This is a genomic window from Mesorhizobium sp. WSM4829, from assembly GCF_055811475.1.
Genome location: NZ_JBVVQJ010000003.1, coordinates 99433 through 120979, shown reverse-complemented (window position 1 = coordinate 120979; position 21547 = coordinate 99433). Strand labels below are relative to the sequence as shown.

General features: G+C 64.0%; 19 protein-coding genes and 1 pseudogene. 13 read left to right on the top strand and 7 right to left on the bottom strand.

The annotated features are described in order from the left end of the window. Positions 1–12 precede the first annotated feature (12 nt). The 7 genes from AC0L17_RS04410 (at position 13) to AC0L17_RS04380 (ending at position 6845) form a co-directional block, all read left to right on the top strand. Positions 13–525, top strand: coding sequence for a DUF3305 domain-containing protein (locus tag AC0L17_RS04410; RefSeq protein WP_091597656.1), 513 nt, complete (start codon positions 13–15; stop codon positions 523–525). Then, positions 522–1217 carry a DUF3306 domain-containing protein gene (locus AC0L17_RS04405; RefSeq protein ID WP_473514910.1) on the top strand — a complete coding sequence of 232 codons (696 nt, stop codon included), beginning with the start codon at positions 522–524 and terminating at the stop codon, positions 1215–1217. The genes AC0L17_RS04410 and AC0L17_RS04405 overlap by 4 nt, the downstream gene beginning before the upstream one ends. Positions 1218–1331: 114 nt before the next feature. Further along, complete coding sequence (locus tag AC0L17_RS04400) at positions 1332–1991, top strand: TorD/DmsD family molecular chaperone (protein ID WP_473514909.1); 660 nt, start codon at positions 1332–1334, stop codon at positions 1989–1991. Between the two features lie 33 nt (positions 1992–2024). Next, the gene (locus AC0L17_RS04395) at positions 2025–2243 is read left to right on the top strand and encodes a formate dehydrogenase (RefSeq protein ID WP_023797596.1); all 219 of its coding nucleotides are present in this window, start codon (positions 2025–2027) and stop codon (positions 2241–2243) included. A gap of 7 nt (positions 2244–2250) precedes the next feature. Then, on the top strand, positions 2251–5163 hold the full coding sequence (locus AC0L17_RS04390; protein ID WP_473514908.1) for a formate dehydrogenase subunit alpha: 2913 nt from the start codon (positions 2251–2253) through the stop codon (positions 5161–5163). Positions 5164–5178: 15 nt separating this feature from the next. After that, the gene (fdh3B, locus tag AC0L17_RS04385) at positions 5179–5775 is read left to right on the top strand and encodes a formate dehydrogenase FDH3 subunit beta (protein ID WP_027151217.1); all 597 of its coding nucleotides are present in this window, start codon (positions 5179–5181) and stop codon (positions 5773–5775) included. 53 nt (positions 5776–5828) lie between these two features. Continuing rightward, positions 5829–6845 carry a formate dehydrogenase subunit gamma gene (locus tag AC0L17_RS04380; RefSeq protein ID WP_473514907.1) on the top strand — a complete coding sequence of 339 codons (1017 nt, stop codon included), beginning with the start codon at positions 5829–5831 and terminating at the stop codon, positions 6843–6845. Between the two features lie 110 nt (positions 6846–6955). On the opposite strand, the gene AC0L17_RS04375 is transcribed toward AC0L17_RS04380, so the two are convergent. Both AC0L17_RS04375 and AC0L17_RS04370 read right to left on the bottom strand, forming a co-directional pair. Continuing rightward, positions 6956–7171: a hypothetical protein gene (locus tag AC0L17_RS04375; protein ID WP_287180486.1), complete on the bottom strand. Its 216-nt coding sequence runs from the start codon at positions 7169–7171 to the stop codon at positions 6956–6958. Positions 7172–7219: 48 nt separating this feature from the next. Continuing rightward, positions 7220–7882, bottom strand: coding sequence for a hypothetical protein (locus AC0L17_RS04370; RefSeq protein WP_473514906.1), 663 nt, complete (start codon positions 7880–7882; stop codon positions 7220–7222). 290 nt (positions 7883–8172) lie between these two features. Here AC0L17_RS04370 and AC0L17_RS04365 point away from each other — a divergent pair, with 290 nt between their 5' ends. From AC0L17_RS04365 to AC0L17_RS04345, 5 genes and pseudogenes are all read left to right on the top strand, one after another. Next, positions 8173–9033: an AraC family transcriptional regulator gene (locus tag AC0L17_RS04365; RefSeq protein ID WP_091597639.1), complete on the top strand. Its 861-nt coding sequence runs from the start codon at positions 8173–8175 to the stop codon at positions 9031–9033. A 158-nt stretch (positions 9034–9191) separates the two neighbouring features. Beyond that, positions 9192–10406 carry an aldo/keto reductase gene (locus AC0L17_RS04360; RefSeq protein ID WP_473514905.1) on the top strand — a complete coding sequence of 405 codons (1215 nt, stop codon included), beginning with the start codon at positions 9192–9194 and terminating at the stop codon, positions 10404–10406. Between the two features lie 45 nt (positions 10407–10451). Next, positions 10452–10607 (top strand): annotated as a pseudogene (locus AC0L17_RS04355) (SMC-Scp complex subunit ScpB); the annotation flags it as partial. 175 nt (positions 10608–10782) lie between these two features. Continuing rightward, the gene (locus AC0L17_RS04350; RefSeq protein ID WP_473514904.1) at positions 10783–11994 is read left to right on the top strand and encodes an efflux RND transporter periplasmic adaptor subunit; all 1212 of its coding nucleotides are present in this window, start codon (positions 10783–10785) and stop codon (positions 11992–11994) included. After that, a complete protein-coding gene (locus AC0L17_RS04345) occupies positions 11991–15173 on the top strand; it encodes an efflux RND transporter permease subunit (protein WP_473514903.1) in 3183 nt (1060 codons plus the stop codon). Before AC0L17_RS04350 ends, AC0L17_RS04345 begins: the two co-directional genes overlap by 4 nt. A 470-nt stretch (positions 15174–15643) precedes the next feature. Here AC0L17_RS04345 and AC0L17_RS04340 read toward each other — a convergent pair whose 3' ends face one another. The 3 genes from AC0L17_RS04340 to AC0L17_RS04330 are packed head-to-tail and all read right to left on the bottom strand — an operon-like array spanning position 15644 to position 19723. After that, positions 15644–16633 (bottom strand): FAD binding domain-containing protein, encoded by a 990-nt coding sequence (locus tag AC0L17_RS04340; RefSeq protein ID WP_473514902.1) that lies wholly within the window; start codon positions 16631–16633, stop codon positions 15644–15646. A gap of 22 nt (positions 16634–16655) precedes the next feature. Then, positions 16656–19064: a xanthine dehydrogenase family protein molybdopterin-binding subunit gene (locus tag AC0L17_RS04335; protein ID WP_473514901.1), complete on the bottom strand. Its 2409-nt coding sequence runs from the start codon at positions 19062–19064 to the stop codon at positions 16656–16658. Continuing rightward, the gene (locus tag AC0L17_RS04330; protein WP_091597620.1) at positions 19064–19723 is read right to left on the bottom strand and encodes a (2Fe-2S)-binding protein; all 660 of its coding nucleotides are present in this window, start codon (positions 19721–19723) and stop codon (positions 19064–19066) included. The genes AC0L17_RS04335 and AC0L17_RS04330 overlap by 1 nt, the downstream gene beginning before the upstream one ends. Positions 19724–19892: 169 nt before the next feature. Between AC0L17_RS04330 and AC0L17_RS04325 the strand changes: the two genes are divergently transcribed. Then, positions 19893–20099 carry a hypothetical protein gene (locus AC0L17_RS04325; protein ID WP_473514900.1) on the top strand — a complete coding sequence of 69 codons (207 nt, stop codon included), beginning with the start codon at positions 19893–19895 and terminating at the stop codon, positions 20097–20099. A 2-nt stretch (positions 20100–20101) separates the two neighbouring features. Here the strand turns inward: AC0L17_RS04325 and AC0L17_RS04320 are convergent, their stop codons facing one another. Together AC0L17_RS04320 and AC0L17_RS04315 are read right to left on the bottom strand one after the other, a co-directional pair. Further along, a complete protein-coding gene (locus tag AC0L17_RS04320) occupies positions 20102–21037 on the bottom strand; it encodes a hypothetical protein (protein WP_473514899.1) in 936 nt (311 codons plus the stop codon). Next, positions 21034–21546 carry a hypothetical protein gene (locus AC0L17_RS04315; protein WP_473511122.1) on the bottom strand — a complete coding sequence of 171 codons (513 nt, stop codon included), beginning with the start codon at positions 21544–21546 and terminating at the stop codon, positions 21034–21036. Before AC0L17_RS04315 ends, AC0L17_RS04320 begins: the two co-directional genes overlap by 4 nt. Position 21547: the final 1 nt, after the last annotated feature.

Here is a 21547-nt window from a genome sequence, read left to right as displayed (position 1 = left end):
AGGATTGGTGCCATGGTGCAGGAGACGGCGGAAGTCGGGGTGATCGTCGAGCGACGGGCTCTGGACAACCCTTGGATCGACCATGTCTGGGTTCCCGTGGCCGTGCTGGCGGGCGCGCCGAGCGCGGCGCCATGGTCGGTGCTGCACGAATCAGACGGCGTGACGCGCTTCTATGCCGGAACTTTCAAGCTTGAGCTCTTCGGGTGCGACACGGGCATGTACCGGGACAACCTCCGTTCGGGGCGGCCTAGCCTGTGGATCGCGCTCCGGTCGAGCGATGCTCCACCCGGAGTTGTGCTGCACCTGGTGACCGCTGACCCTTTCGAGGGCGAGTCGCTGACCGAGGCTGGCCCCGACATCATCGAGGCCGTGCCGATGCCGATCGAGCTTCAGCAATGGCTGGCCGCCTTTGTCGAGACGCATCACGTCGAGCGTCCTTTCATCAAGCGCAAGCGCGATCGGGCGGACCCTGATGCCCTGGCGAGGCGCGGTCCTCGTTCCGGAACGACGGATGATGCCGAATGAGGGCGGGACGCGACAATGTCTTCGCCCGCTGGTCGCGCCTGAAACAGGCGGCGCGTTACAGTTCGACTGCGGGGCCGCAGAACGATCAGCTTTCGCCTGACGAAGTTGCGGCGCCAGCCGATACTGGTGAGCAGCTTGCACCAGCAATTGTCGAGCCGGAGGCCGCCGAGCCCGCCGAGCCCCTCCCGCGCCTCGAGGATCTGACCGCTCAAAGCGATCTCTCAGCCTTCCTGCGCAAAGGCGTGCCCAAAATGTTGAAGCGCGCCGCATTGCGCAAGATGTGGTCGCTCGATCCGGCAATTCGTGATCATATCGGGCCTTCCGAATATGCCTGGGACTTCAACAGCCCTGGATCCATGGCGGGATTCGGCCCCTTGAAAGCATCCAGCGAAGCTGTCGTGGATTTCCTGTCGAACGGCGGCAACCCGACCGATCCGGCACCCGCCGCCATGGCTTCGCAGGCGCCGGAGAAGGCGCCAGCGACCAGCGCCGTTTTGGCGGACGAGGGCGTGAACGCCTCAGCCGATGGGTCGGATTCTGTCACGCCGGACAGTTCGATCGAACCGGCAAACCCCGAATCTCCTTCGGCCGACGGCGCCGGGACCGCTATCGACCGCGACGAAGGCGCCGGCGCCGCGGAATCATCGCCGATCGATCGCCAGCGACGCCATGGCGGCGCCATGCCGCGCTGATCTGGATTTGTTGCCATTTTGGCACAGTCGCTGTTGCAATTGCCGGGCGGGGCACTAGTATTCACTTACCCACTCGTTGAGGGGCACGGTCGAGGTCAGTAGATGAACCCAGACTTGCGCCTGGAGGAGGCAATCGGCACGTCGTTCGGAGCTGACGCTCTGGTTCCCGGCGTAGAAGATGCTGACGTCAACGACGTGAACAGCGCACGCGCGGATGAGTACGCGCTGCTCGCCACGCTTCTCCTGGCCGCTCCGGATGCAAACCTCATGGCGCGGCTTTCCGGGTTGCGAGGCGACGCCGAGACCCCGCTCGGCAAGGCTCATGCCGCACTCGGCCAGGCCGCTTCTTCAGCCTCTCCGGTTGCCGTCAGTCGCGAGTATTTCGAGCTCTTCATCGGGGTCGGGCGCGGCGAACTCGTTCCCTACGCCTCCTACTACCTGACCGGCTTTCTCAACGAACGGCCGCTTGCCCGCCTGCGCGGGGACATGAGGCGCCTCGGCCTTGAACGCGCGGACGGTCATTTTGACCCGGAAGATCATCTCGGCACACTGTTCGAGATCATGAGCGGCTTTGCCGCCACCCATTTCGTGGTTCCCGCCGGCGAGGAGCGGGACTTCTTTGAACGTCACATCGCGCCGTGGGCGAGCCGTTTCTTGGCCGATCTGGAAAACGCGGCCTCGGCCAGGTTTTACCGGGCAGTCGGCGCATTGGGGCGGATTTTCATCGACATCGAAGCCGAAGGCTTTGCCATGGAGGCGCGACGAAGCTCGTGACCTGATCGCGTCGACGCATAGGGAGGAAGGCAGATGCAGGAAAAGCAACAGACGGCAATGAACCGCCGCAGTTTCCTTCGCGCCTTCGGCGGCGCATCCACCACCGCCGTGGCCGCCGCCGCCGTGACGCTCACCCCAGGAGAAGCGCAAGCTTACGATCCCGGTGAGGAGGAGACGAGGGCTCGCTACCGCGAGACCGAGCACGTCAAGGCATTCTACCGTGTGAACGGTTATGAGACGTTGAAGAAATGAGGGCGCCATGCTGACCAAGCGCAAGAGCGGTCAGGCGAGCCGCACAAGATTGCACACACTGATGGGCACGGTCGCCTCCGCTCCCATCGACCGGCGAACCTTCCTTCGCCGTTCCGGTCTCGCGGTCGGCGGAATGGCTGCACTCGGGTCGTTCCAGCTCGGCACCGTTCAGAAGGCGGCGGCCATCAGTCCGCCGCAGCCGGGCGTGCCTATAGAACTGAAGAAAAGCGTCTGCACCCATTGCGCGGTCGGCTGCACCGTTACCGCCGAAGTCCAGAACGGCGTCTGGACCGGTCAGGAGCCTTCGTGGGACAGCCCGATCAACCGCGGCTCCCATTGCGCCAAGGGCGCAAGCGTACGCGAGCTCGTACACAGCGACCGCCGGCTGAAATACCCGATGAAGCTCACCGCAGGGCAGTGGGAGCGTGTCTCCTGGGACGACGCAATCAATGGGATTGGCGACAAACTGCTCGAGATCCGTGAAAAGTCCGGCCCGGAATCCGTCTACTGGATGGGGTCGGCCAAGTTTTCCAACGAAGGAACCTATCTCTTCCGCAAGCTCGCGGCGCTGTGGGGAACAAACAATCAGGACCACCAGGCCCGCATCTGTCATTCGACGACCGTCGCCGGCGTAGCCAACACCTGGGGCTACGGCGCGATGACGAACTCCTTCAACGATATTCGCAATTCGAAAACCATGATCATCATGGGCGGCAACCCGGCTGAGGCACATCCGATAGCGATGCAGCATCTGCTGGAAGGCAAGGAACTCAACCAGGCCAATCTGATCGTCATCGATCCCCGTTTCACGCGCACCGCCGCCCATGCGACCGAGTACGTCCGGTTCCGCTCCGGCACCGACATAGCGCTGTTGTGGGGCATGCTTTGGCACATCTTCGAGAACGGCTGGGAGGACAAGGAATTCATCGCGCAGCGCGTCTACGGGATGGATGAGGTCCGCAAGGAAGTCGCGAAATACACGCCGGAGGAGGTTGAGCAGATCACCGGCGTGCCTGGCGATCAGGTGAAGCGCGTCGCCGAGCTGTTCGCCACGCAGAAGCCGTCGACGATGATCTGGTGCATGGGCCAGACACACCACACGGTCGGCACCGCCAATACACGCGCAAGTTGCATACTGTGTCTCGCCAGCGGCAATGTCGGGAAGCCGGGGACCGGCGCGAACATCTTCCGTGGCCATGACAACGTCCAGGGCGCGACGGATATCGGGCTCGATGTGGTCACCCTGCCCTTCTATTACGGGTTGACGGAAAGCGCCTGGAAGCACTGGTCGCGCGTCTGGGAGATCCCCTACGAGGACCTGCTGAGCCAGTTCGACTCGAAGGACGCCATGGAAACCCCGGGCATCCCGCTGACAAGGTGGTTCGATTCCGTCTCGCTGCCCAAGGACAAGATAGCTCAGCGCGACAGCATGCGCGCCATGTTCATTCAGGGCCACGCCAGCAACAGTATCACCCGTATCCCGGATTCGATGAAAGGCCTGACAGGCCTGGAGCTGCTTGTCGTCGCCGATCCCCATCCCACGACCTGGGCAGCGCTGGCGGTGGAGGCGGGGCGAAAGGACAACACTTATCTCTTGCCGGTCTGCACGCAGTTCGAGACGTCAGGCTCGCGCGTCGCCTCCAATCGGGCCATCCAGTGGGGCGAGCAGATCGTAAAGCCGAGCTTCGAGCAGAAGGACGACTACCAGGTCATCTATCTGTTGTCGAAGAAGCTCGGGCTTGCCGACAAGATGTTCAAGAAGATAGCCGTCGAGGGCGACCGTCCGGTGCCGGAGGACGTGCTGCGCGAGATGAACCGCGGCAGCTGGTCGACGGGCTATTGCGGTCAGTCGCCAGAGCGGCTCAAGGCGCATATGAAGAACCAGCACAAGTTCGACTTGGTGACGATGCGGGCTCCCAAGGACGATCCCGAGGTCGGCGGCGACTATTACGGCCTGCCTTGGCCATGTTGGGGCAAGCCTGAGATCCGCCACCCGGGTACGGCCAATCTTTACAGCACCGGCCTGCATGTCATGGACGGCGGCAGCCCGTTCCGCGCCCGCTTCGGCGTCGAACGAAACGGCCAGACCCTATTGGCGGAAGGCTCCTACACGCAAGGCTCGGAACTCACCGACGGCTATCCGGAGTTCACCATGGCCGTGCTCAAGAAACTCGGCTGGGACAAGGATCTGACGGCGCAAGAACGCGCCGTGATCGAAAAGATCGGCGACGACATCAACAAGGTCTCGTGGTCGACGGATCTGTCAGGCGGGATCCAGCGCGTCGTGCTCAGCCATGGCTGCCATCCCTACGGCAACGGCAAAGCGCGCGCAGTAGCGTGGAACCTGCCCGACCCGGTACCCACCCATCGCGAGCCGATCTATTCGCCGAGGGTGGATCTGGTCGCAAAATATCCGACCTATCCCGACGCCACGCAGTTCCGGTTGCCGAACATAGGCTTCAGCGTGCAGCAGGCGGCGGTGGAAAAGGGCATCGCCAAGACGTTCCCGCTGATCCTGACCAGCGGCCGGCTCGTCGAATATGAGGGTGGCGGCGAGGAAACGCGGTCGAACAGATGGCTGGCCGAGTTGCAGCAGGAGATGTTCGTCGAGATCAACCCGGCCGACGCGTCCGAACGCGGCATCGGCGATGGGACCTGGGTTTGGGTCAATGGTGCGGAGAACAACGCGAAGGCGCGGGTGAAAGCGCTGGTCACGGAGCGCGTCGGCCGCGGCGTCGCGTTCATGCCCTTCCACTTCGGCGGCTGGTTCCAGGGCAAGGATCTCAGGGCCCACTATCCGCAGGGCACCGATCCATATGTTCTGGGAGAGAGCGTCAACAGCATCACCACCTACGGCTACGACCCGGTGACGGGCATGCAGGAGCCGAAGTGCACGCTCTGCCAAATCGTTGCGGCGTGAACGGGAGGAACAGAAATGGCCAGGATGAAATTCCTTTGCGACGCTGATCGTTGCATCGAGTGCAATGCCTGCGTCACCGCCTGCAAGAACGAGCACGACGTGCCATGGGGCATCAACCGGCGCCGCGTCGTCACCATCAATGACGGCAAGCCCGGCGAACGCTCCGTCTCGATGGCGTGCATGCATTGCACCGACGCGCCTTGCGCGGCGGTCTGTCCGGTCGACTGCTTCTACACCACGGCCGACGCGGTGGTGCTCCACTCCAAGGACCTGTGCATCGGGTGCGGCTATTGCTTCTACGCCTGCCCGTTCGGCGCCCCGCAATATCCGCGTGTCGGCAACTTCGGTTCGCGCGGCAAGATGGACAAATGCACCTTCTGCGCCGCGGGCCCGGAAGGTGATTCCACCGAAATTGAATATGCCAAGTACGGAGCCAACCGGCTGGCTGAAGGCAAGCTGCCGCTTTGCGCCGAAATGTGTTCAACCAAGTCGCTCCTGGCCGGCGACGGGGAGATCATCGCGGCGATCTACAAGGAGCGTGTGACGCAGCGTGGCTATGGTTCGGGAGCCTGGGGCTGGCAGACGGCCTATCGGGAAACAATCGACGTGTAGGAGGCAGTTGGGCTCGTCTCGCGCGCAACGGAGCTAGCAGGGAGGACGGAGAAATGCCGGACAACAGGCTTGGTCGACTGATTCCGCAGGCTATCGCGGTGTTCATGACGCTCACGCTGCTGGTCGCGGCGCCCGTGTACGCACAAGCCCCATCCGGGAGCAACCCGACCGCTCAGGCGGTGAACGAACAGCAGCTTCTTGATGAGCTGCGGAAGATCGAGGGGCGCGTCACCCTGCCCAATACGGCCGCCGGCTTGCTCGAGCAACCGCAAGGCCGCGATTACCGCGGCTTCCACGAGGGCTGGCTGCCGTGGATCGGCGGCATCGCGATAACAGGAATCTTGCTGCTGCTGGCGCTGTTCTATTTCTACAGGGGCCGCATCCGTACACTGGCGCCCGAATCGAGCGTAAGGATTTTGCGCTTCGGTGCTCTGGAGCGGCTGACCCACTGGATGACTGCCACGGCGTTCATCATCCTGGCCATCACCGGCTTGAACTTTATCTTCGGCAAGCGTCTGTTGATGCCGCTGATCGGGGCCGATGCATTTTCAACCTGGTCGATCTGGGCGAAATACGCCCACGACTTCGTCTCCTGGGCATTCATGCTCGGCATATTGATCATGCTGGTGACATGGGTCTGGGATAACCTTCCCGATCGCCATGACGCGCATTGGCTCAAGGTCGGTGGCGGCTTTTTCGACAAGACCAACAGGACGCATCCGCCGGCCGGACGTTTCAACACCGGCCAGAAGCTCATCTTCTGGGCCGTCGTGCTCGGCGGAATTGCGCTGTCGGTGTCGGGCATATTCATGCTGTTCCCGTTCGCATTCACCGACATAAACGGCATGCAGACGGCCCAATATGTTCACGCGACTGTCGGCGTCATCCTGATCGCCGTGATTATCGCTCACATCTATATCGGCACGCTCGGCATGGAAGGCGCTTATGAAGCAATGGGTTCGGGCACCGTCGATATCAACTGGGCGAAGGAGCACCATAGGCTTTGGGTCGAAAGCCAGGAGGCGAAAGGTGCGATACCGCCGCGCTCGGCGGCCGAAGCGGCCGAATAATAGCTTCTGCGCACAATCGAAATGCCCGGGCCATTGGTCTGGGCATTTTCTTGGCGTGCTCGCAGGCTTTCATTGCGCGGGCCTCGAAATCCACGTCAGCGACCGCAGGCTTAGGAAGGTGTCTCCTCGCCCTCCGCGGCTGCGGTAGAGTTGTCGCCCGGTTCGCCCGTCCAGTTTTGACCGACCAGATTGTGCCCCGGATCGCCGACGCGAGTGCTCTCGCTGCTGTAGACCTGCCATGCTGGCTGTTGCTGCTGCGCGCTCAGAAGAAAATAGCCGGCCCCGAACGCAATCGCGATCGAAACGACAATTCCGGTCAAGATCATACCCATCCCGCCTTCTCCTTTTACCTGCTCAAAGTCCCAGTCATGCTCTCATTGCGGCGGCGGCGCCTGCGGCGCCGGATCCTGCCCCGTCACGGATGGGGTGCCAGATCCGGGCGGCTGAAGGGCACCGGACTTTTGCTGATGCTGCAGGTCGAGTGCCGCCAGCGCAAGCAACGGCGGCGGCATGGCGATGCCGGCCACTCGCATTTGCCGCGCGGTCTTCTGGCATTGTGCAATGTCATTGGCGGCGGCCAGTTCCTCCGCTTTCGCGGCATTGATCACGGAATCCTTGGGAGTGCTTGACGTATCGGAGGGGGGCACCGGCGCGGCCCTGCTTTCCTTCTGGGGCGCGTTCGTCGCCGATCCGCTGGCCACCTTCTCTTTGTTCGGTTGTGGAGCATCGCTGGCAACCCCAGCCTGCCCGGTAATTTTCTGCGCCGAGCCCGTCCCGGTCTCGGGCTTGGCGGGCGCGGCTGCGCTGGTAGAAGATGTGCCAGACTGCTGAGCCGAGGCAGCTGCGGTCGGGCTAGCCGCTTCGGCAGGCGCCTTCATGAAGGCGAGGAGCTCCTGGCAGAGATTGGCAGGGCCGCCTGGCTGCTGCGCAGCGGGCGTTGCAGCCGGTGGAGCCGTAGGCTCGGGGGCAGTGCTCGTCTGCGCCAGCGATGTTGACGCCGACAGGGCAACAAACCCTGCGAGAAGCATTTTTTTCATCGCCTTGCTCCTTCCCTGATGAAAATCACCCGCCTCGGTGACAGCATAACTCACAGGGTGCCCGAACGATCCATGGAATTGCGACGCCTGCCTCGCAATTCGGCCATCACTGTCCTCGATGAGATGACTGACGACTACATGCGCGAGGCCAACGGAAAACCGATGGCAGTCGACATCGCGAGGGCGATCGGCCGCGGACGGAAAAATGCCGCAAATCAGCGGCGTACTTTAGCCGCGAAGCCGCTCAGGCGGCCGTTTTCGCCCACCACATCAGCGGGAAAAGCCGAAGGATGACCAGCCGCGCGCAACCCGAGATCATCCGCCGGGAAAGCAAGACCTTCCGTTTGGCGCATTGCCTTTTGCCGGCATGGCGCGACGGCGAGATCGAGTCGACGTCGGCGCCCGGGTCGATCGGCATGGCTTTCACCGGCCAGGCGGCTGCCGTTGTGCGCGTAGCCGATGGCACTGCAAGGCCACGGCCCGTGCCGCCTATGACAATCGGGCTTGGCGGCGACACGCCGATCGCCTGGTTGGAGACGGACTCTCCCTCCGACGTTCTGGAAATCACCGGGGCGACCGGGCTGCGCCGCGAGATGGCGCGGGACATGCGTGTCGAAGGCCACGCCGATCTCGATGACGTGCATGGCTGGCAGGACCCGATCATCCAGGCGGTGGCGACCAGACTGCGCGCCGCCCTGCGCGGGTGGATACCGATGTCGGACATGGAGGCCGAGACACTGGTTCGCGCCGCCTATGCCCAGGTGCTGCGGCGGCACTTCGGTGGACGCGATCTTATCCGGCGAACGCTTGACGCGCGGCGGCGTCAGCGTGTGGTGGAACTGGTGCTGGACACCGCCGACAAACCGCTGACCTTGGGAGATCTTGCCGAGGCGGCCGCACTCAGCCCGTTTCACTTCGCGCGCAGTTTTGCCAACACCTTCGGCATGCCGCCGCATCGCTTTGTAACTGCAAGTCGGCTGGATCGAGCGTTTCACGCTCTGCGGTCGACCCAGGCAACCGTGCCGCAGGCGGCTGCGGCTGCGGGGTTCTCGAACCTGCATCATTTTCGTCAACTGTTCCGGCGGCAGTACGGCGTGCCGCCATCGGACATAGGCAGGCAGGCGCGGGCTCAGTCCATCCGGCACCGATAGGGCTTCGGGCGACAGCTTCGCCTGAACCCGGCGATCCACGAAGTGAGCAAGAATCGACCCTGTCCGCGGCGCCGGCCGTGCCTATTTTCAGCAAACCACCCTTTGAGGCCGGCGACCGAACATCCGCGCCGGCCTCATGGCGAGCCAAGGATCGTGACATGACGAAATCTCACCGAGTCAACCAGTCTCCCTCAAACAACCAGTCTCCCTCGAACATTGACAACCCGCAGCGCCGGCAATTTCTGGCGTCGGCAGCTTGTCTCGGCGTTGCGCCCTGGCTGCTGTCTTCGCTTGGCGAAGCGGCGGCGCAAACGGCCAGCCCGCAACCCGCGAGCCAGCGCCGCAAGCTGGGCGCCCTCGAAGTGTTTCCCGTGGGGCTCGGATGCCAGTGGAAACCTGGCCCTGACGAGCGCACCGCCCAGGATTATTTCGGCAGCCGCATAGATCGCTCCGCCGCCGTTGCGCTTATCAGGCGCGCGGTAGACCAAGGCGTCACCCTCATCGATACGGCGGAAGTGTATGGACCCTTCATTTCGGAGGAGATCGTTGGCGATGCGCTGCAGGGGCTGCGCGAGACCGTCGTTCTGGAGAGTAAGTTCGGGTTCAACGTTGATCTTGAGACCGGCAAGATCGGAGAGGGCCTGAACAGCCGGCCCGAGCACATCAAGCGCGCCGTCGAAGGCAGCTTGCGCCGCCTGCGCACCGACCGCATCGACGTGCTTTACCAGCACCGCGTCGACCCGCTTGTGCCGATCGAAGACGTCGCCGGCGCGGTCAAGGATCTCGTCGCCGAGGGCAAGGTTTTGCATTTCGGGCTCTCGGAGCCGGGACTTGAGACCATCCGACGCGCACACGCGATTCTGCCGCTCGCCGCCATCCAGAACGAATATTCGATGGTCTGGCGTGGTCCCGAGGCCGACGTGCTGCCTCTGTGCGAGGAACTGGGTATCGGCTTCGTGAGCTGGGCTCCGCTGGGCTATGGTTTCCTGACCGGCACGATTACGGCAGAAACCCGCTTTGGCGACGACCCCGAGCGAGACTTTCGCGCCTGGGTTCCCCGCATGGCTGAGGATGCCTTGGCGGCCAACATGGCGCTCGTCGATGTCGTGCGGACGTGGGCGCAACGCAAGGAGGTCAAACCCGCCCAGCTGGCGCTGGCCTGGCTGCTGGCACAGAAGCCGTTCATCGTGCCGATCCCCGGTACAACGAAGGCCGCCCACCTCGACGAGAACATTGCGGCCGCTGCCATCACCTTTACGCAGGACGAGCTGCATCAGCTCAATGCTGACGTGGCTGCGGTCAAGATCGAAGGCGCTCGGCTCCCTCCGCCGGTTCTCGCAATGTCCGGAGTGGAAGCCCCACCCAAGGCTTAGTCCCAATATCTCGCAGAGCCGGGTGACCGCCTGCTCAATGGCCAGACACCAGGCGCGCCATACAGCTACGTTGCGACAAAACAATTCCTGCTGGAGTTCGGCCTCGACACGCTGCGGGATTTGCCGGATTTCGAGGCGCTTGAAGATGCCGGGCTGCTGTCGAAGGAGAAGCTGCTGGCTGGTGACATCATACCGGGATTTGAAGATATCGACGATACGTGTTGCGAGCATCGCGCTCGACGAATAGATGAGATGTGCGTTCGCGCTCCCCGGTTGGCCGCTTCCTGTCAATGCTTTCAAAAAATTGATTTGTGCGGCACACAAGCTGCCTAGATGTTACGGACTTCGCATGAAGGACCGATTACGAGGGGTAACCATGGTTCACACTGCACGCCTCCGCCACGATTCTCTGGCCGCCCCCTCCAGCAGAAACGTCCCTGCAAAATGGCTCGCCGCCGCGGCCTTCGCGGCGCTCGGCTTGCTCGCGGCCCCGGCCGCACAGGCGCAGGAAGCACCTCCCGCGCCCGTCGTCACGGTAGCCAAGCCGCTGGTGCGCGATATCGTCGAGGACGATGAGTTCGTCGGCCGTTTCGAAGCCGTCGACCAGGTTTCGCTGCGCTCCCGCGTCGGCGGCTATCTCGACCAGGTCCATTTCCAGGACGGTACGCTGGTCAAGCAGGGCGACCTCCTGTTCACCATCGACCAGCGGCCGTTCAAGGCGGCGCTGAACCAGGCGCAGGCGCAGGTCGACTCGGCCAAGACCCTGGTCGAATTCAGCAAGATGCAGTTCGAACGCGCCGAGACCCTGTCGCGCGAAGGCAACATACCGGTTTCGACACTGGACGACCGCCGCCGCGAATATCTCGCCGCCCAAGCGCAACTGGACGGCGCGGAGGCGGCACTTGAAAACGCAAGTCTCGATCTCGAATTCACCGAGATCAAGGCGCCGTTTTCCGGCCGGGTCGACCGCCGGCTCATCTCGCCGGGCAATCTGGTGCAGGCCGACCAGACCGTGCTGACCACCATCGTCTCGATCGACCCGATCAACTTCTATTTCGACATCGATGAGCGGACCTACTTCTCTTATGCGCGCGACGCCCGCGAGCGCGGCGGCGTCATGCAGGAGGGCGCCGGCGGCGTCGACGTTGTCGTCCGTGTCGCCGACCGTGATGAAGCGACGTTCAAGGGCAAGCTCGACTTCGCCGAGAACCGTCTGGACCAAGCTACCGGCACGATGCGGGCCAGGGCGCGCTTCGACAACAAGGACGGCGTGCTGCAGCCGGGCATGTTCGGCCGCATCAACGTGCCCGGCTCGTTGCCGCATCCGGGCGTGCTTCTGCCTGACGAGGCGATCGGCGCCGACCAGAACCGCCGCATCGTCTTCGTTGTCGACCAGGCAGGCCTGATCTCGGCCAAGCCGGTCCGCACCGGCCCGCGCATCGACGGCTATCGCGTTATCCGCGAGGGCCTCACCGGCGAAGAGACCGTGGTAGTCAACGGGCTGGTGCGAGTGCGGCCGGGCGTCACCGTCAAGTCCGAGATGACCAAATTGCCGCCCAAGGTTGAAGCCGAAGGGCAGACGCAATGAACTTCGCCCATTTCTTCGTCAACCGCCCGATCTTCGCGGCGGTGCTGTCGATCGTGCTCGTGCTCGTCGGCGGCATCGCCTATACGCAGCTTCCGGTCGCGCAATATCCCGAAATCGCGCCACCGACCATCGTGGTGCGCGCCTCCTATCCGGGCGCCGACGCCGAGACGGTCGCCGCGACCGTGGCGACGCCGATCGAACAGGAAATCAACGGCGTCGAGCACATGCTCTACATGTCGTCCTATTCCTCCGGCGACGGCTCGATGTCGCTCACCATCACCTTCCGCCCCGGCACCGATCTCGATGCGGCGCAGGTGCTGGTCCAGAACCGCGTCTCGATCGCCGAAGCGCGCCTGCCGGAAGAGGTGCGCCGGCTCGGCATCACCACGGCGAAAAGTTCGCCCGACCTGATGATGGTCGTCCATATGCTGTCGCCCGACGACACATATGATCAGCTTTACGTCTCGAATTATGCGCGTTCGCGCGTGCGCGACGTCCTGCTGAGACTGGACGGCGTCGGCGACGTGCAGATCTTCGGCGAGCGCGAATATTCGCTGCGCGTCTGGCTCGACCCGGAAAAGCTGTCCGCCTACGGCATGACCGCAGGCGACGTAGTCGAGGCGCTGCGCGACCAGAACGTCCAGGTGTCGGGCGGCTCGATCGGCGCGCCGCCGATTGGCGACGGCTCGGCCTTCCAGTATACGGTCACCACGCAAGGGCGCTTTGAAGACGCGCGCGACTTCCGCTACGTCATAGTCAAGTCGGCCGAGGACGGCCGCTTGATCTCCCTGCAGGACGTGGCGCGCATAGAGCTCGGCGCCAGGGACTACGTCACCAATTCCTATCTCAACAACAAGGCGGCGGTGGCGCTCGGCATCTTCCAGCGGCCGGGCACCAATGCCTTGGCCTCGGCGGAAGAAATCCAGGCGACCATCGCGGAGCTTTCGAAGGATTTCCCGAAGGGGCTGGCCTACGAGATCATCTACAATCCGACCGAGTTCATCGCCGAATCCATCAACGAGGTCTATGTCACCATCGCCGAGGCGATCCTGCTGGTGGTGATCGTCATCATCGTGTTCCTGCAGTCGTGGCGCATGGCGATCGTGCCGATCGTGGCGATACCGGTCTCGCTGATCGGCACGCTGGCCGTGCTGCTCGCCTTCGGCTTCTCGCTCAACATGCTCACTCTGTTCGGGCTGGTGCTGGCGGTCGGCATCGTTGTCGACGACGCCATCGTGGTTGTGGAAAATATCGAGCGGAACATCCGGCTGGGACTCGCTCCGCGCGCCGCTGCGCACAAGACCATGGATGAAGTGGGAAACGCGGTCCTCGCGATCTCGCTGGTGCTGATCTCCGTCTTCGTTCCGGCGGCTTTCATTCCCGGGATTTCCGGCCAGTTCTACCTGCAGTTCGCCATCACCATCGCGGTCTCGACCGCAATCTCCGCATTCAACTCGCTGACGCTTTCGCCGGCTCTCGCTGGCGTGCTTTTCAAGCCGCACAGCGAGGAACATTCGAACTTCTTCCTGGCAAGGTTCGGCCGCGCTCTGGCGAACGGGTTCAACAACGGGTTCGACAGGATGGCGGACGGCTATGCCTGGCTGGTGCACAGACTGGTCGGCACGACTCTGGCGCTTGCCGCCATGCTGCTCGTTTTCGCAGGCCTGCTCTACGCGACCTATCACATGCTGCAGACGGTGCCGCGCGGCTTCATCCCGAACATGGACCAGGGTTATGCGATCGTCGTCGTGCAGTTGCCGGAGGGCTCTTCGCTCGCCCGAACGGACGCAATCATCCAGAAGGCGTCGGATATCATCCGCGAGACGCCGGGTGTCGCCAACGCCGTCGCCTTCGCAGGATTCAACGGCGCGACATTCACCAACGCCAGCAATTCCGGCGTGATCTTCGCGCCATTCAAGAGCTTCGAGGAACGGCTCGAGAGCGGCGATACTTCCGACAAGATCATCGGCACGCTGTTTGGCAGCCTGCAAAGCATCCAGGAGGCCTTCATCATCGCGCTGCCGCCGCCGCCAGTGCGGGGCATCGGCAACTCCGGCGGCTTCAAGATGATGCTCCAGGAGCGCAACAGCGCCGACATGCGGCCGATTCTGGCGCTGGCCAACGAAATCGCCGGCAAGGCCAACCAGACGCCCGGGTTGATGGGCGTCTTCACCACCTTCTCGGCCTCCAGCCCGCAATTCTTCCTGGCGATCGACCGCGACAAGGCGCGCATGCTGAACGTGCCGATCCCCAACATCTTCGAGACGCTGTCGATCAATCTAGGCACCGCCTACGTCAACGATTTCAATGCCTTCGGTCGTGTCTACCAGGTGCGGGCGCAAGCCGACCAGGCTTTCCGCATCGATCGCGACGACATATTGAAGCTGAAGGTGCGCTCGGCGGCCGGCGACCTGGTGCCGCTCGGCACACTGATCGAGATCCGCGACGTCACCGGTCCCTCGCTCGTGCAGCGCTACAACATGTATGTCTCCGTGCCGCTTCAGGGCAATGCAGCGCCGGGTGTCGCCACGGGCACGGCGCTCGACCTGATGGAGGGGATCGCAGCCGAATCGCTGCCGCAGGGCACTTCCTTCGAATGGACTGAACTCGCCTTCCAGGAGCGGCAGACCGGCAACACGGCGGTCTTCATCTTCGGCCTGTCGGTTCTGTTCGTCTTTCTGGTGCTCGCCGCGCTATACGAAAGCTGGATTACGCCCTTCGCCATCGTGCTTATCGTCCCGCTCAGCGTACTGGCCGCCCTCTTGGGCGTCGCCTTCCGCGGTCTCGACAACAACATCCTAGTGCAGATCGGGCTGATCGTGCTCATCGGCCTGGCGGCGAAGAACGCGATCCTGATCGTCGAATTCGCGCGCCAAGGTGAGGAGCGCGGCCTTGACGCCGTCGAGGCGGCTGTCGAGGCCTGCCGGCTGCGGCTGCGGCCGATCCTGATGACGGCGTTCGCCTTCATCTTGGGCGTGGTGCCACTAGTGATCGCCAGCGGGCCTGGCGCGGAAATGCGCCAATCGCTCGGCACGGCCGTGTTCTCCGGCATGCTGGGCGTGACGTTGTTCGGCCTCTTCCTGACGCCGGTCTTCTACGTTGCTCTGCGCAGGACATTCCGGCGCAGGCGGCCTGAAGCCGGCCCGGCCCTGGCTTCCGAGAGCGGCGCAGCCGAGTAGACGCCGAGCCGATGAGGCGCCGGGTTCAGGCTGAAGCCGGACCGGCGGGTTCCTGAGTCTCGGTGGCACCATGCACGCTCAATGGCCGGTTGCCGTGAGCCGCGTGCCAACCGTCGTCACGGCGCTCACAGAGAGACGACCTGCTACCCAGAGTTGAGTCAATCAAACCCACAACAGTTGGCTGTCGCCTTCTCCACCAATATCATGAAACTTGATCCTGCTCTGAAGGACTCAGGAAGCATATCCGAGCGCTTATGCATACGTGCGGATGGACGTAGGAGTCATCAGGCCCGACGACGCCGGCCGTGGCGGTACACCAGAATGTTGCGGTCGAACTGTAGCCTGCGTTGAAGTCGACGCCGCTCCCGTAACCTGTCCCGGGTGCGCCCTTGGAGCGCAACCGTCGGCAGACTGCCGGCGCCGCGTGTGGCTGCGAAGTTGCCGAACCCATTTTGGACGCCCCCAGGACGCTAGCCCGCGGCAGCGGCCAGGATCGTGCGGCGAACGACCGTCTCCAGCACTGGCACCTTGTAGCTGTTCTTCGCCAGCGGGGTAGCGCCGGCCACCGCGGCACGGGCCGCCTGTCGCGCCAAGTCGTCGGTAAGCCTGTTGCCGATGAGGAGACGTTCGCTTTCGGCGGCGCGGCGAGGCGTTGGTGCGACCCATCCCATGACGATCGAAGCATTTTGCACTGTCTGGCCCTCCATCGTCAGCACCACCGCCACATCGCAAATTGGCCAGTCGTAGCTGTCGCGCTCGGTCTGCTTGTGGTAGGCGGCCTTCGCCCCGGCGTTCAGCGGCGGAACGATCACGCGCGTCATAACCTCGCCAGTCTCGATCCTGGCATCGTGAGCGCGCCGCAATTCGGGTGGCAAGAAGAAATCCGAGAGCTTTACGACGCGTGAGCCGTTGGCGCCGCCGGCAAGTTCGGCGCTTGCATCATAGGCGACCAGTGCCGTTGCCGGCGTCGAGGCTTGGACCATCGCGTTTTTGTCGTTGTCGAAGATCGCGTGATGCTGGTTCTCGTCAGCGCCCCTGCTCCCCATCTCATCTGCACCTTCGCCATGGAAATGATCGTGCCGAAAATACCAGCAGCGCGGCCGCTGCAGCAGATTGCCCCCGATCGTTGCGGCATTGCGGACCTGCGGCGTCGCCGCATGTCCGGCAGCATCCGACAGCGCCAAGTAGCGCGCGCGGATCTGTGGATCGTTGTCGATGCGGTCCAGCGTCACAAGCGCGCCGAGCGACAGCCCGTTTTCCGTGTCGACTTCGTCGAGACCGCGGATGGTCTTCAGATTTACAAGTCGCATCGGCGCTAGAATCCCTTCCTTCATCAAGTCCAGAAGGTCGATCCCGCCCGCCTTGGCGATGACGGGGCGTTGCTCGGTGCTTTCGGCAAGCAGACCTGCTGCCTGCTCGATCGTCGTGGCATCCACCCATTCGAAGCTGTTCATGGCCATGATGGACTCCTTCTGGCCGATCTCAGGCGCTAAGCGTCGCCAGCACATTTGCCGGGTTCATCGGCAAAGTGCGGATCCGCTTTCCGGTGGCGTTGTAGAATGCATTGGCGATCGCGGCGCTGGTCGCCACATTGCTTGCCTCGGCGATGCCTCGCGCGTCGGTCGACGACTGCGCCCCGATCTGCTCCATGAGCAGCACCTCGATCGCCGGAGTCTCGCGTGATCCGACCATCTTGTATTGATCGACATTGGCGTTGAGTTGATGGCCGCTCGCCGCGTCCATGATGCGGTCCTCGTAGATCGCGTAGCTGACACCCTGGATGATGCCGCCGATCACCTGGCTCTCGACCAGTTTGGGGTTGATCGGCCTGCCGCAATCGCTGGCAGCGACGATGCGCTCGACCTTGACCACGCCGGTCTCGACATCGACCGCCACCTCGGCGAATTGGACACCGCCCAGCCCATGCCGGCTGATGGAGAGCTCTCCCGGCACCGCAAATCCCTCATAGTCGTCGTGCCGCTTGGCGAGTTTCGAGATTTCGCCGAATTTGGCTTCCTTGGCTGCATCCTTGAGCGGCCTTGCGGCCCCTTCCTTGCCGCGGACGCCCACCTTGCCGTCGGCGAAAAAAATGTCATCGGGATCGGCGTCGTCGAAAAGCGGCGCGAGGCGCGCGGCCAGGTCGCGTGCCGCCGTATAGGCCGCATTGCGGGCAGGCGCGGTCACCGACGCAGTCACCCGGCTGCCGCCGGACGGCGGTCCCCACGGGAACCGCGTGTCGCCGATAAAGACGCCGATGTCCTCGGCATTGAGGCCGAACTCCTCCGCAACCACCTGGGCAAGCACAGTCCGCGTGCCGGTGCCGACATCCTGCGTGCTGTTGTAGACGGAGACCGACCCGTCATCGGCGACCCGCACCTCCACCGTCGTCGGAGGGCTGACGACATACACCCACTGCGCCTGCGCCATGCCGATCCCCCGCTTGATCGGCCCGGCGTCGGCGTTCGGCGGACGCCGGCGGCTCCAGCCGAACCGCTCGGCCGCGACCTTGCGTTCATGTGCCCGTGCAAGCATGTCGTCGGTGGGCTTTGTGTCGATGCGATCGCGCAGGATCAGCGGGTCGAGTTGCAGCCGATCCGCGAGTTCGTCCATCGCCTGCTCGAGCGAGAAGATGCCCTGCACCTGTCCGGGTGCGCGGAAAGCCGCGCACGGGCCGGCATTCGTGAACACGTCATACTGCTCGGTGCGCATGTTCGGGCACGGATATAGCGCATTGTAGCAGAAGCCTATGCCGGCGCCCCCAGCGATGCCGCCGGTGCCCCAGCTTATGACGTCGATGGCGGTAAGGGTGCCATCTTGTTTGGCGCCGATCCGTACGCGCTGCAAGCTGTTGGGTCGATTGCCCGCCGAAACATGCTCTTCACGGCGGTCCAGCATCATGCGCACGGGCGCGCCGGCCTTTTGCGACAAATGAATGGCGAGGAGGCCGAAATTGTTGATCCCATATTTGGCGCCGAACCCGCCGCCGGTGAAGTCGCTGATTACCCGGATCTTGCTCTTGGGCAGATCGAAATATTCGGCGGCCTCATCGCGCACGCTGTGCGTGTGCTGCGTGGAGGCATAAATGGTCAGCCCGTCATCCTGCCAATCCGCGACGATGCCATGTGTTTCCATCGGCACATGAGTCTGAACCTGCGTGCGATATTCGGCCTCGACGATCACGTCCGCCTCCGCCAGGCCCTGGTCGATATCGCCCGTGGGCGTCATACCCGGCATGCCGAAGTTGGGACCGCGCACATTGCCCTTCTGCGGCAAGCCTTCCGGTGCGCCGCCGCCGCCGGCCGTTGATGGCTGCTCGACCGGTCCTGGAAAGACGATCGGTGCCTCATCGTCCATTGCCGCATCGAGGTCAGTGACATGCGGCAAGCGCTCGTATTCGACCTTGACGAGCTTCGCCGCCTGGTCGGCGATCCGCTGCGTCTCGGCGGCGACCGCGGCAACGGTCTGGCCGGCGAAGCGGACCGTCGGGTATTTGTTGCGGGCCTCGGCCTCCGGATCGCGAAGCCTGGCGGATTGCAGCAGTGTCTCGAGCACATGTACAGCACGGACGCCGGGGTGACGCTCCGCCGCCGAGGTGTCGATCGAGATCACCCTGGCATGCGGCCATGGGCAGACGATCTGCCGTGCGTAGAGCATTCCCGGCAGTTGCACGTCGAATGTGTATTTCGCCGCGCCCGTCACCTTCTGCACGGCATCGAGCCGCGGGATCGACTTGCCGATGGAGCGCAGTTCGGCGTTCACTGGCAACTGCGGCGGCTCATCGTCCGGCACCTGCCGAGTCACCTGCCTCATCTCCTGCCCGACGATACCGTAGAGCAAGGACTGGGACCGTAACGAAGGCCGGTCGGCCCGTGCCTGATTTTCGGTAGCCATCAGGTGCCCCTCCTCCGATTCTCGCCGGCGACGGCGAGCACTGCCGCAAAGATGTTCGGATAGGTGCCGCAGCGGCACAGGTGACCGCTTATCGCGGCCTTCACTTCGTCGATGCCGGCGTCGGGTTTACGATCTATGAGCGCTGCGCAACTCATTACCATTCCAGGCGTGCAGAATCCGCATTGAAGGGCGTCATGCTCGATGAACGCCTGCTGCACCGGATGAAGCTTGCCGCCCTCGGCCAGCCCCTCGATCGTGGTGATGTTCCTGCCCCGGGCGTCGAGCGCCAGCGTCATGCAACTGCTGGCAGGCTGACCGTCGAGCCAGACCGTGCAGGCAGAACAGGCTCCGCGATCGCAGCCGATTTTGGTGCCGGTCAGGCCGAGGTGATTGCGGAGGACGTCGACCAGCGTGGTGGCGGGTTCCGCCTGCACCGGGACCCGTCGTCCATTTATCGTGAGATCGATCGGGATCAGACCAGGGCCAAGCACTTCGTTGGCATCGTCCTGCATAGAACCATCAACGGCTGCCTGCGCCGCCCCTGCTTCCAGCAACGCCGCCCCCACGGCCGAGGTGCCACCGTGCTTCAGGAACGTCCGACGAGAGATGCCCGATCTCGTGGATCCGCCCGAACCTTGACTGCGGCTCAATTCCGCCATGCTGTACCTCCGGATTTGTTACAGCGGTTACCAAAACTAGGGTGATCGGATCAGCACCAAGCTAGGGGACCGATCGGTTCGTGCCAGACGCCATCACAACGAAGTGACCGTCGAGGCGATCGCGACGCTGGGCATGCCGTCGAGGGCACAAAGCGGCTTGAGGCTTACCATGATCGCCGGCGGCAGCGCCGCCGCCGCAGCGGATCGTCAGCAAAGAAACCGGGGCGGCGCGGGCCGCCCTTTTTCGTTGCTGCCGGCGCGCTGCCAAATGCTGCCAAATCGGCTTGGCAGCACCCATTATAACCTATTGATAACAAAGAAAAATGGTGGGCCCAACCAAGCTCTCGTCGAGGAAGGTTTCAGCCTCGATTCGTAGCTTTATCTCCCTCCGAGCATTTTCGTTGTGCAGTCGCGCCGGATGATCTCGATCACGATCTCGGTAGCGCGATCGAGATGGCTGCGCCCGTCGACGAGCCGCGCCGTGGGGCTGATGTAGCTCTGCGGGCCGACGTGGGTTGCCGGGTCGAGCGAACACACCGTGATCTTCCCGGCGTCCAGGGCCCGGTTCCAGGCGCTGCGCCGCCATAGGCGCCAACGCTGGGGGAAGAGTCCGATGCCCACCCGCTCGATCCAGTCGTTCGCGCTGGTGAGCCGGTACAGGTGGAGCGCATGCGTGAGGTCGTTGGCGCCGTTGTGGAAACCGCCGAGCGTGATCAGCAACAGCGGAGCGCGGAACTGGGCGAACAGCTCTTCGACCGCGCCGGTGGCCACCTGGGCACCACCGCTGTAGCAGAGCAGGACGACCGGTATGCCGCTAGCGGGCTCGTACCCTGCGAGCCGGAGCTGGTCGGCGATCTGGGCACCCACTGCCCGGTTGTACAGCGGGCGGTATCGGCGATCGGCGGCCACAAAGGTCTGCATGACGTTGTGCAGGAACAGTGTAATACCGACGTGCCGCCGTAGCCAATCCCACACCGGGCGCCCTACGAGCGGGTCCGCCAGGGGCGAGTAGGGCTGGACCTGGCCCAGCACGCGCAACTCCGGTGCTCCGGCGATGATGGCCTTGACGAGCTGGCCGCCATCGCGCGTATCGGTGAGACGGCGCTTGCCGATCCCGTCCAGGTAGACCACGTAGGCGTCCGGCGGCCGCCCTGGATCGGCCCCCCTGGCGTAGGGCACCTCCGGTGGGAGCGTGGCGGCCGGTGCGCGCCGGCCGATGGTATAGACCATGAGTTCGTATCGGGCGAGCAGGCCCTCGGCGAGCAGGAAAGGGCCGAGCGCCAAGAGGGCGACGAGCAGGAGGTGCTCGCTCACACGATCGACTCCCGCTCCCGCGCGCCGGCGATGATCCTGGCGATCAGCCGCCGGACAACCTCGACCGTGACCGCGAGCCCGACCCCCGCGACGGCGATGCACCCGACCGCGGTCCACCAGCCCAGTCCCGACGCCGCGGCGAGTGGGCCGGCCAGCCCTGCTCCGACACCGGCCATAAGCAGCATGTGCAGGAACGGCCCGAGGAGCGGGAACGCGAGGACGGCGGCCAGGAGCAGCGGGGCGACCAGGGCGGGTGTCCAGGCCAGCCCGGTCGTGCTGGGCAGCGGGGCCGCGTCAGGCGCCACGACCGGCTGCACCAAGTCGGCGACGGTCCATGTGGCAAGGGGCCACAGCGCGATCACCGTGCCCTCGACGACGGTGCCGGTCACCATCAGACCGGCCACGAGGCGCGGGGACAGCTTGGGCCTGCGCGCCACCAGGGGCAGCACCCGCCCGGCACTCTCGGAAAGCCCGGCGAGGACCAGTAGTACGGCGACCGTCGTCGACATG

Coding starts and splice junctions, on each gene's coding strand:
- AC0L17_RS04395 (WP_023797596.1), top strand. CDS start 2,025: ATGCAGGAAAAGCAACAGACGGCAATGAACCGCCGCAGTTTCCTTCGC.
- AC0L17_RS04365 (WP_091597639.1), top strand. CDS start 8,173: ATGACCAGCCGCGCGCAACCCGAGATCATCCGCCGGGAAAGCAAGACC.
- AC0L17_RS04340 (WP_473514902.1), bottom strand. CDS start 16,633: ATGGCCATGAACAGCTTCGAATGGGTGGATGCCACGACGATCGAGCAG.
- AC0L17_RS04345 (WP_473514903.1), top strand. CDS start 11,991: ATGAACTTCGCCCATTTCTTCGTCAACCGCCCGATCTTCGCGGCGGTG.
- AC0L17_RS04360 (WP_473514905.1), top strand. CDS start 9,192: ATGACGAAATCTCACCGAGTCAACCAGTCTCCCTCAAACAACCAGTCT.
- AC0L17_RS04315 (WP_473511122.1), bottom strand. CDS start 21,546: ATGTCGACGACGGTCGCCGTACTACTGGTCCTCGCCGGGCTTTCCGAG.
- AC0L17_RS04330 (WP_091597620.1), bottom strand. CDS start 19,723: ATGGCGGAATTGAGCCGCAGTCAAGGTTCGGGCGGATCCACGAGATCG.
- AC0L17_RS04375 (WP_287180486.1), bottom strand. CDS start 7,171: ATGATCTTGACCGGAATTGTCGTTTCGATCGCGATTGCGTTCGGGGCC.
- AC0L17_RS04350 (WP_473514904.1), top strand. CDS start 10,783: ATGGTTCACACTGCACGCCTCCGCCACGATTCTCTGGCCGCCCCCTCC.
- AC0L17_RS04410 (WP_091597656.1), top strand. CDS start 13: ATGGTGCAGGAGACGGCGGAAGTCGGGGTGATCGTCGAGCGACGGGCT.
- fdh3B (WP_027151217.1), top strand. CDS start 5,179: ATGGCCAGGATGAAATTCCTTTGCGACGCTGATCGTTGCATCGAGTGC.
- AC0L17_RS04335 (WP_473514901.1), bottom strand. CDS start 19,064: ATGGCTACCGAAAATCAGGCACGGGCCGACCGGCCTTCGTTACGGTCC.
- AC0L17_RS04325 (WP_473514900.1), top strand. CDS start 19,893: ATGATCGCCGGCGGCAGCGCCGCCGCCGCAGCGGATCGTCAGCAAAGA.
- AC0L17_RS04405 (WP_473514910.1), top strand. CDS start 522: ATGAGGGCGGGACGCGACAATGTCTTCGCCCGCTGGTCGCGCCTGAAA.
- AC0L17_RS04370 (WP_473514906.1), bottom strand. CDS start 7,882: ATGAAAAAAATGCTTCTCGCAGGGTTTGTTGCCCTGTCGGCGTCAACA.
- AC0L17_RS04380 (WP_473514907.1), top strand. CDS start 5,829: ATGCCGGACAACAGGCTTGGTCGACTGATTCCGCAGGCTATCGCGGTG.
- AC0L17_RS04390 (WP_473514908.1), top strand. CDS start 2,251: ATGCTGACCAAGCGCAAGAGCGGTCAGGCGAGCCGCACAAGATTGCAC.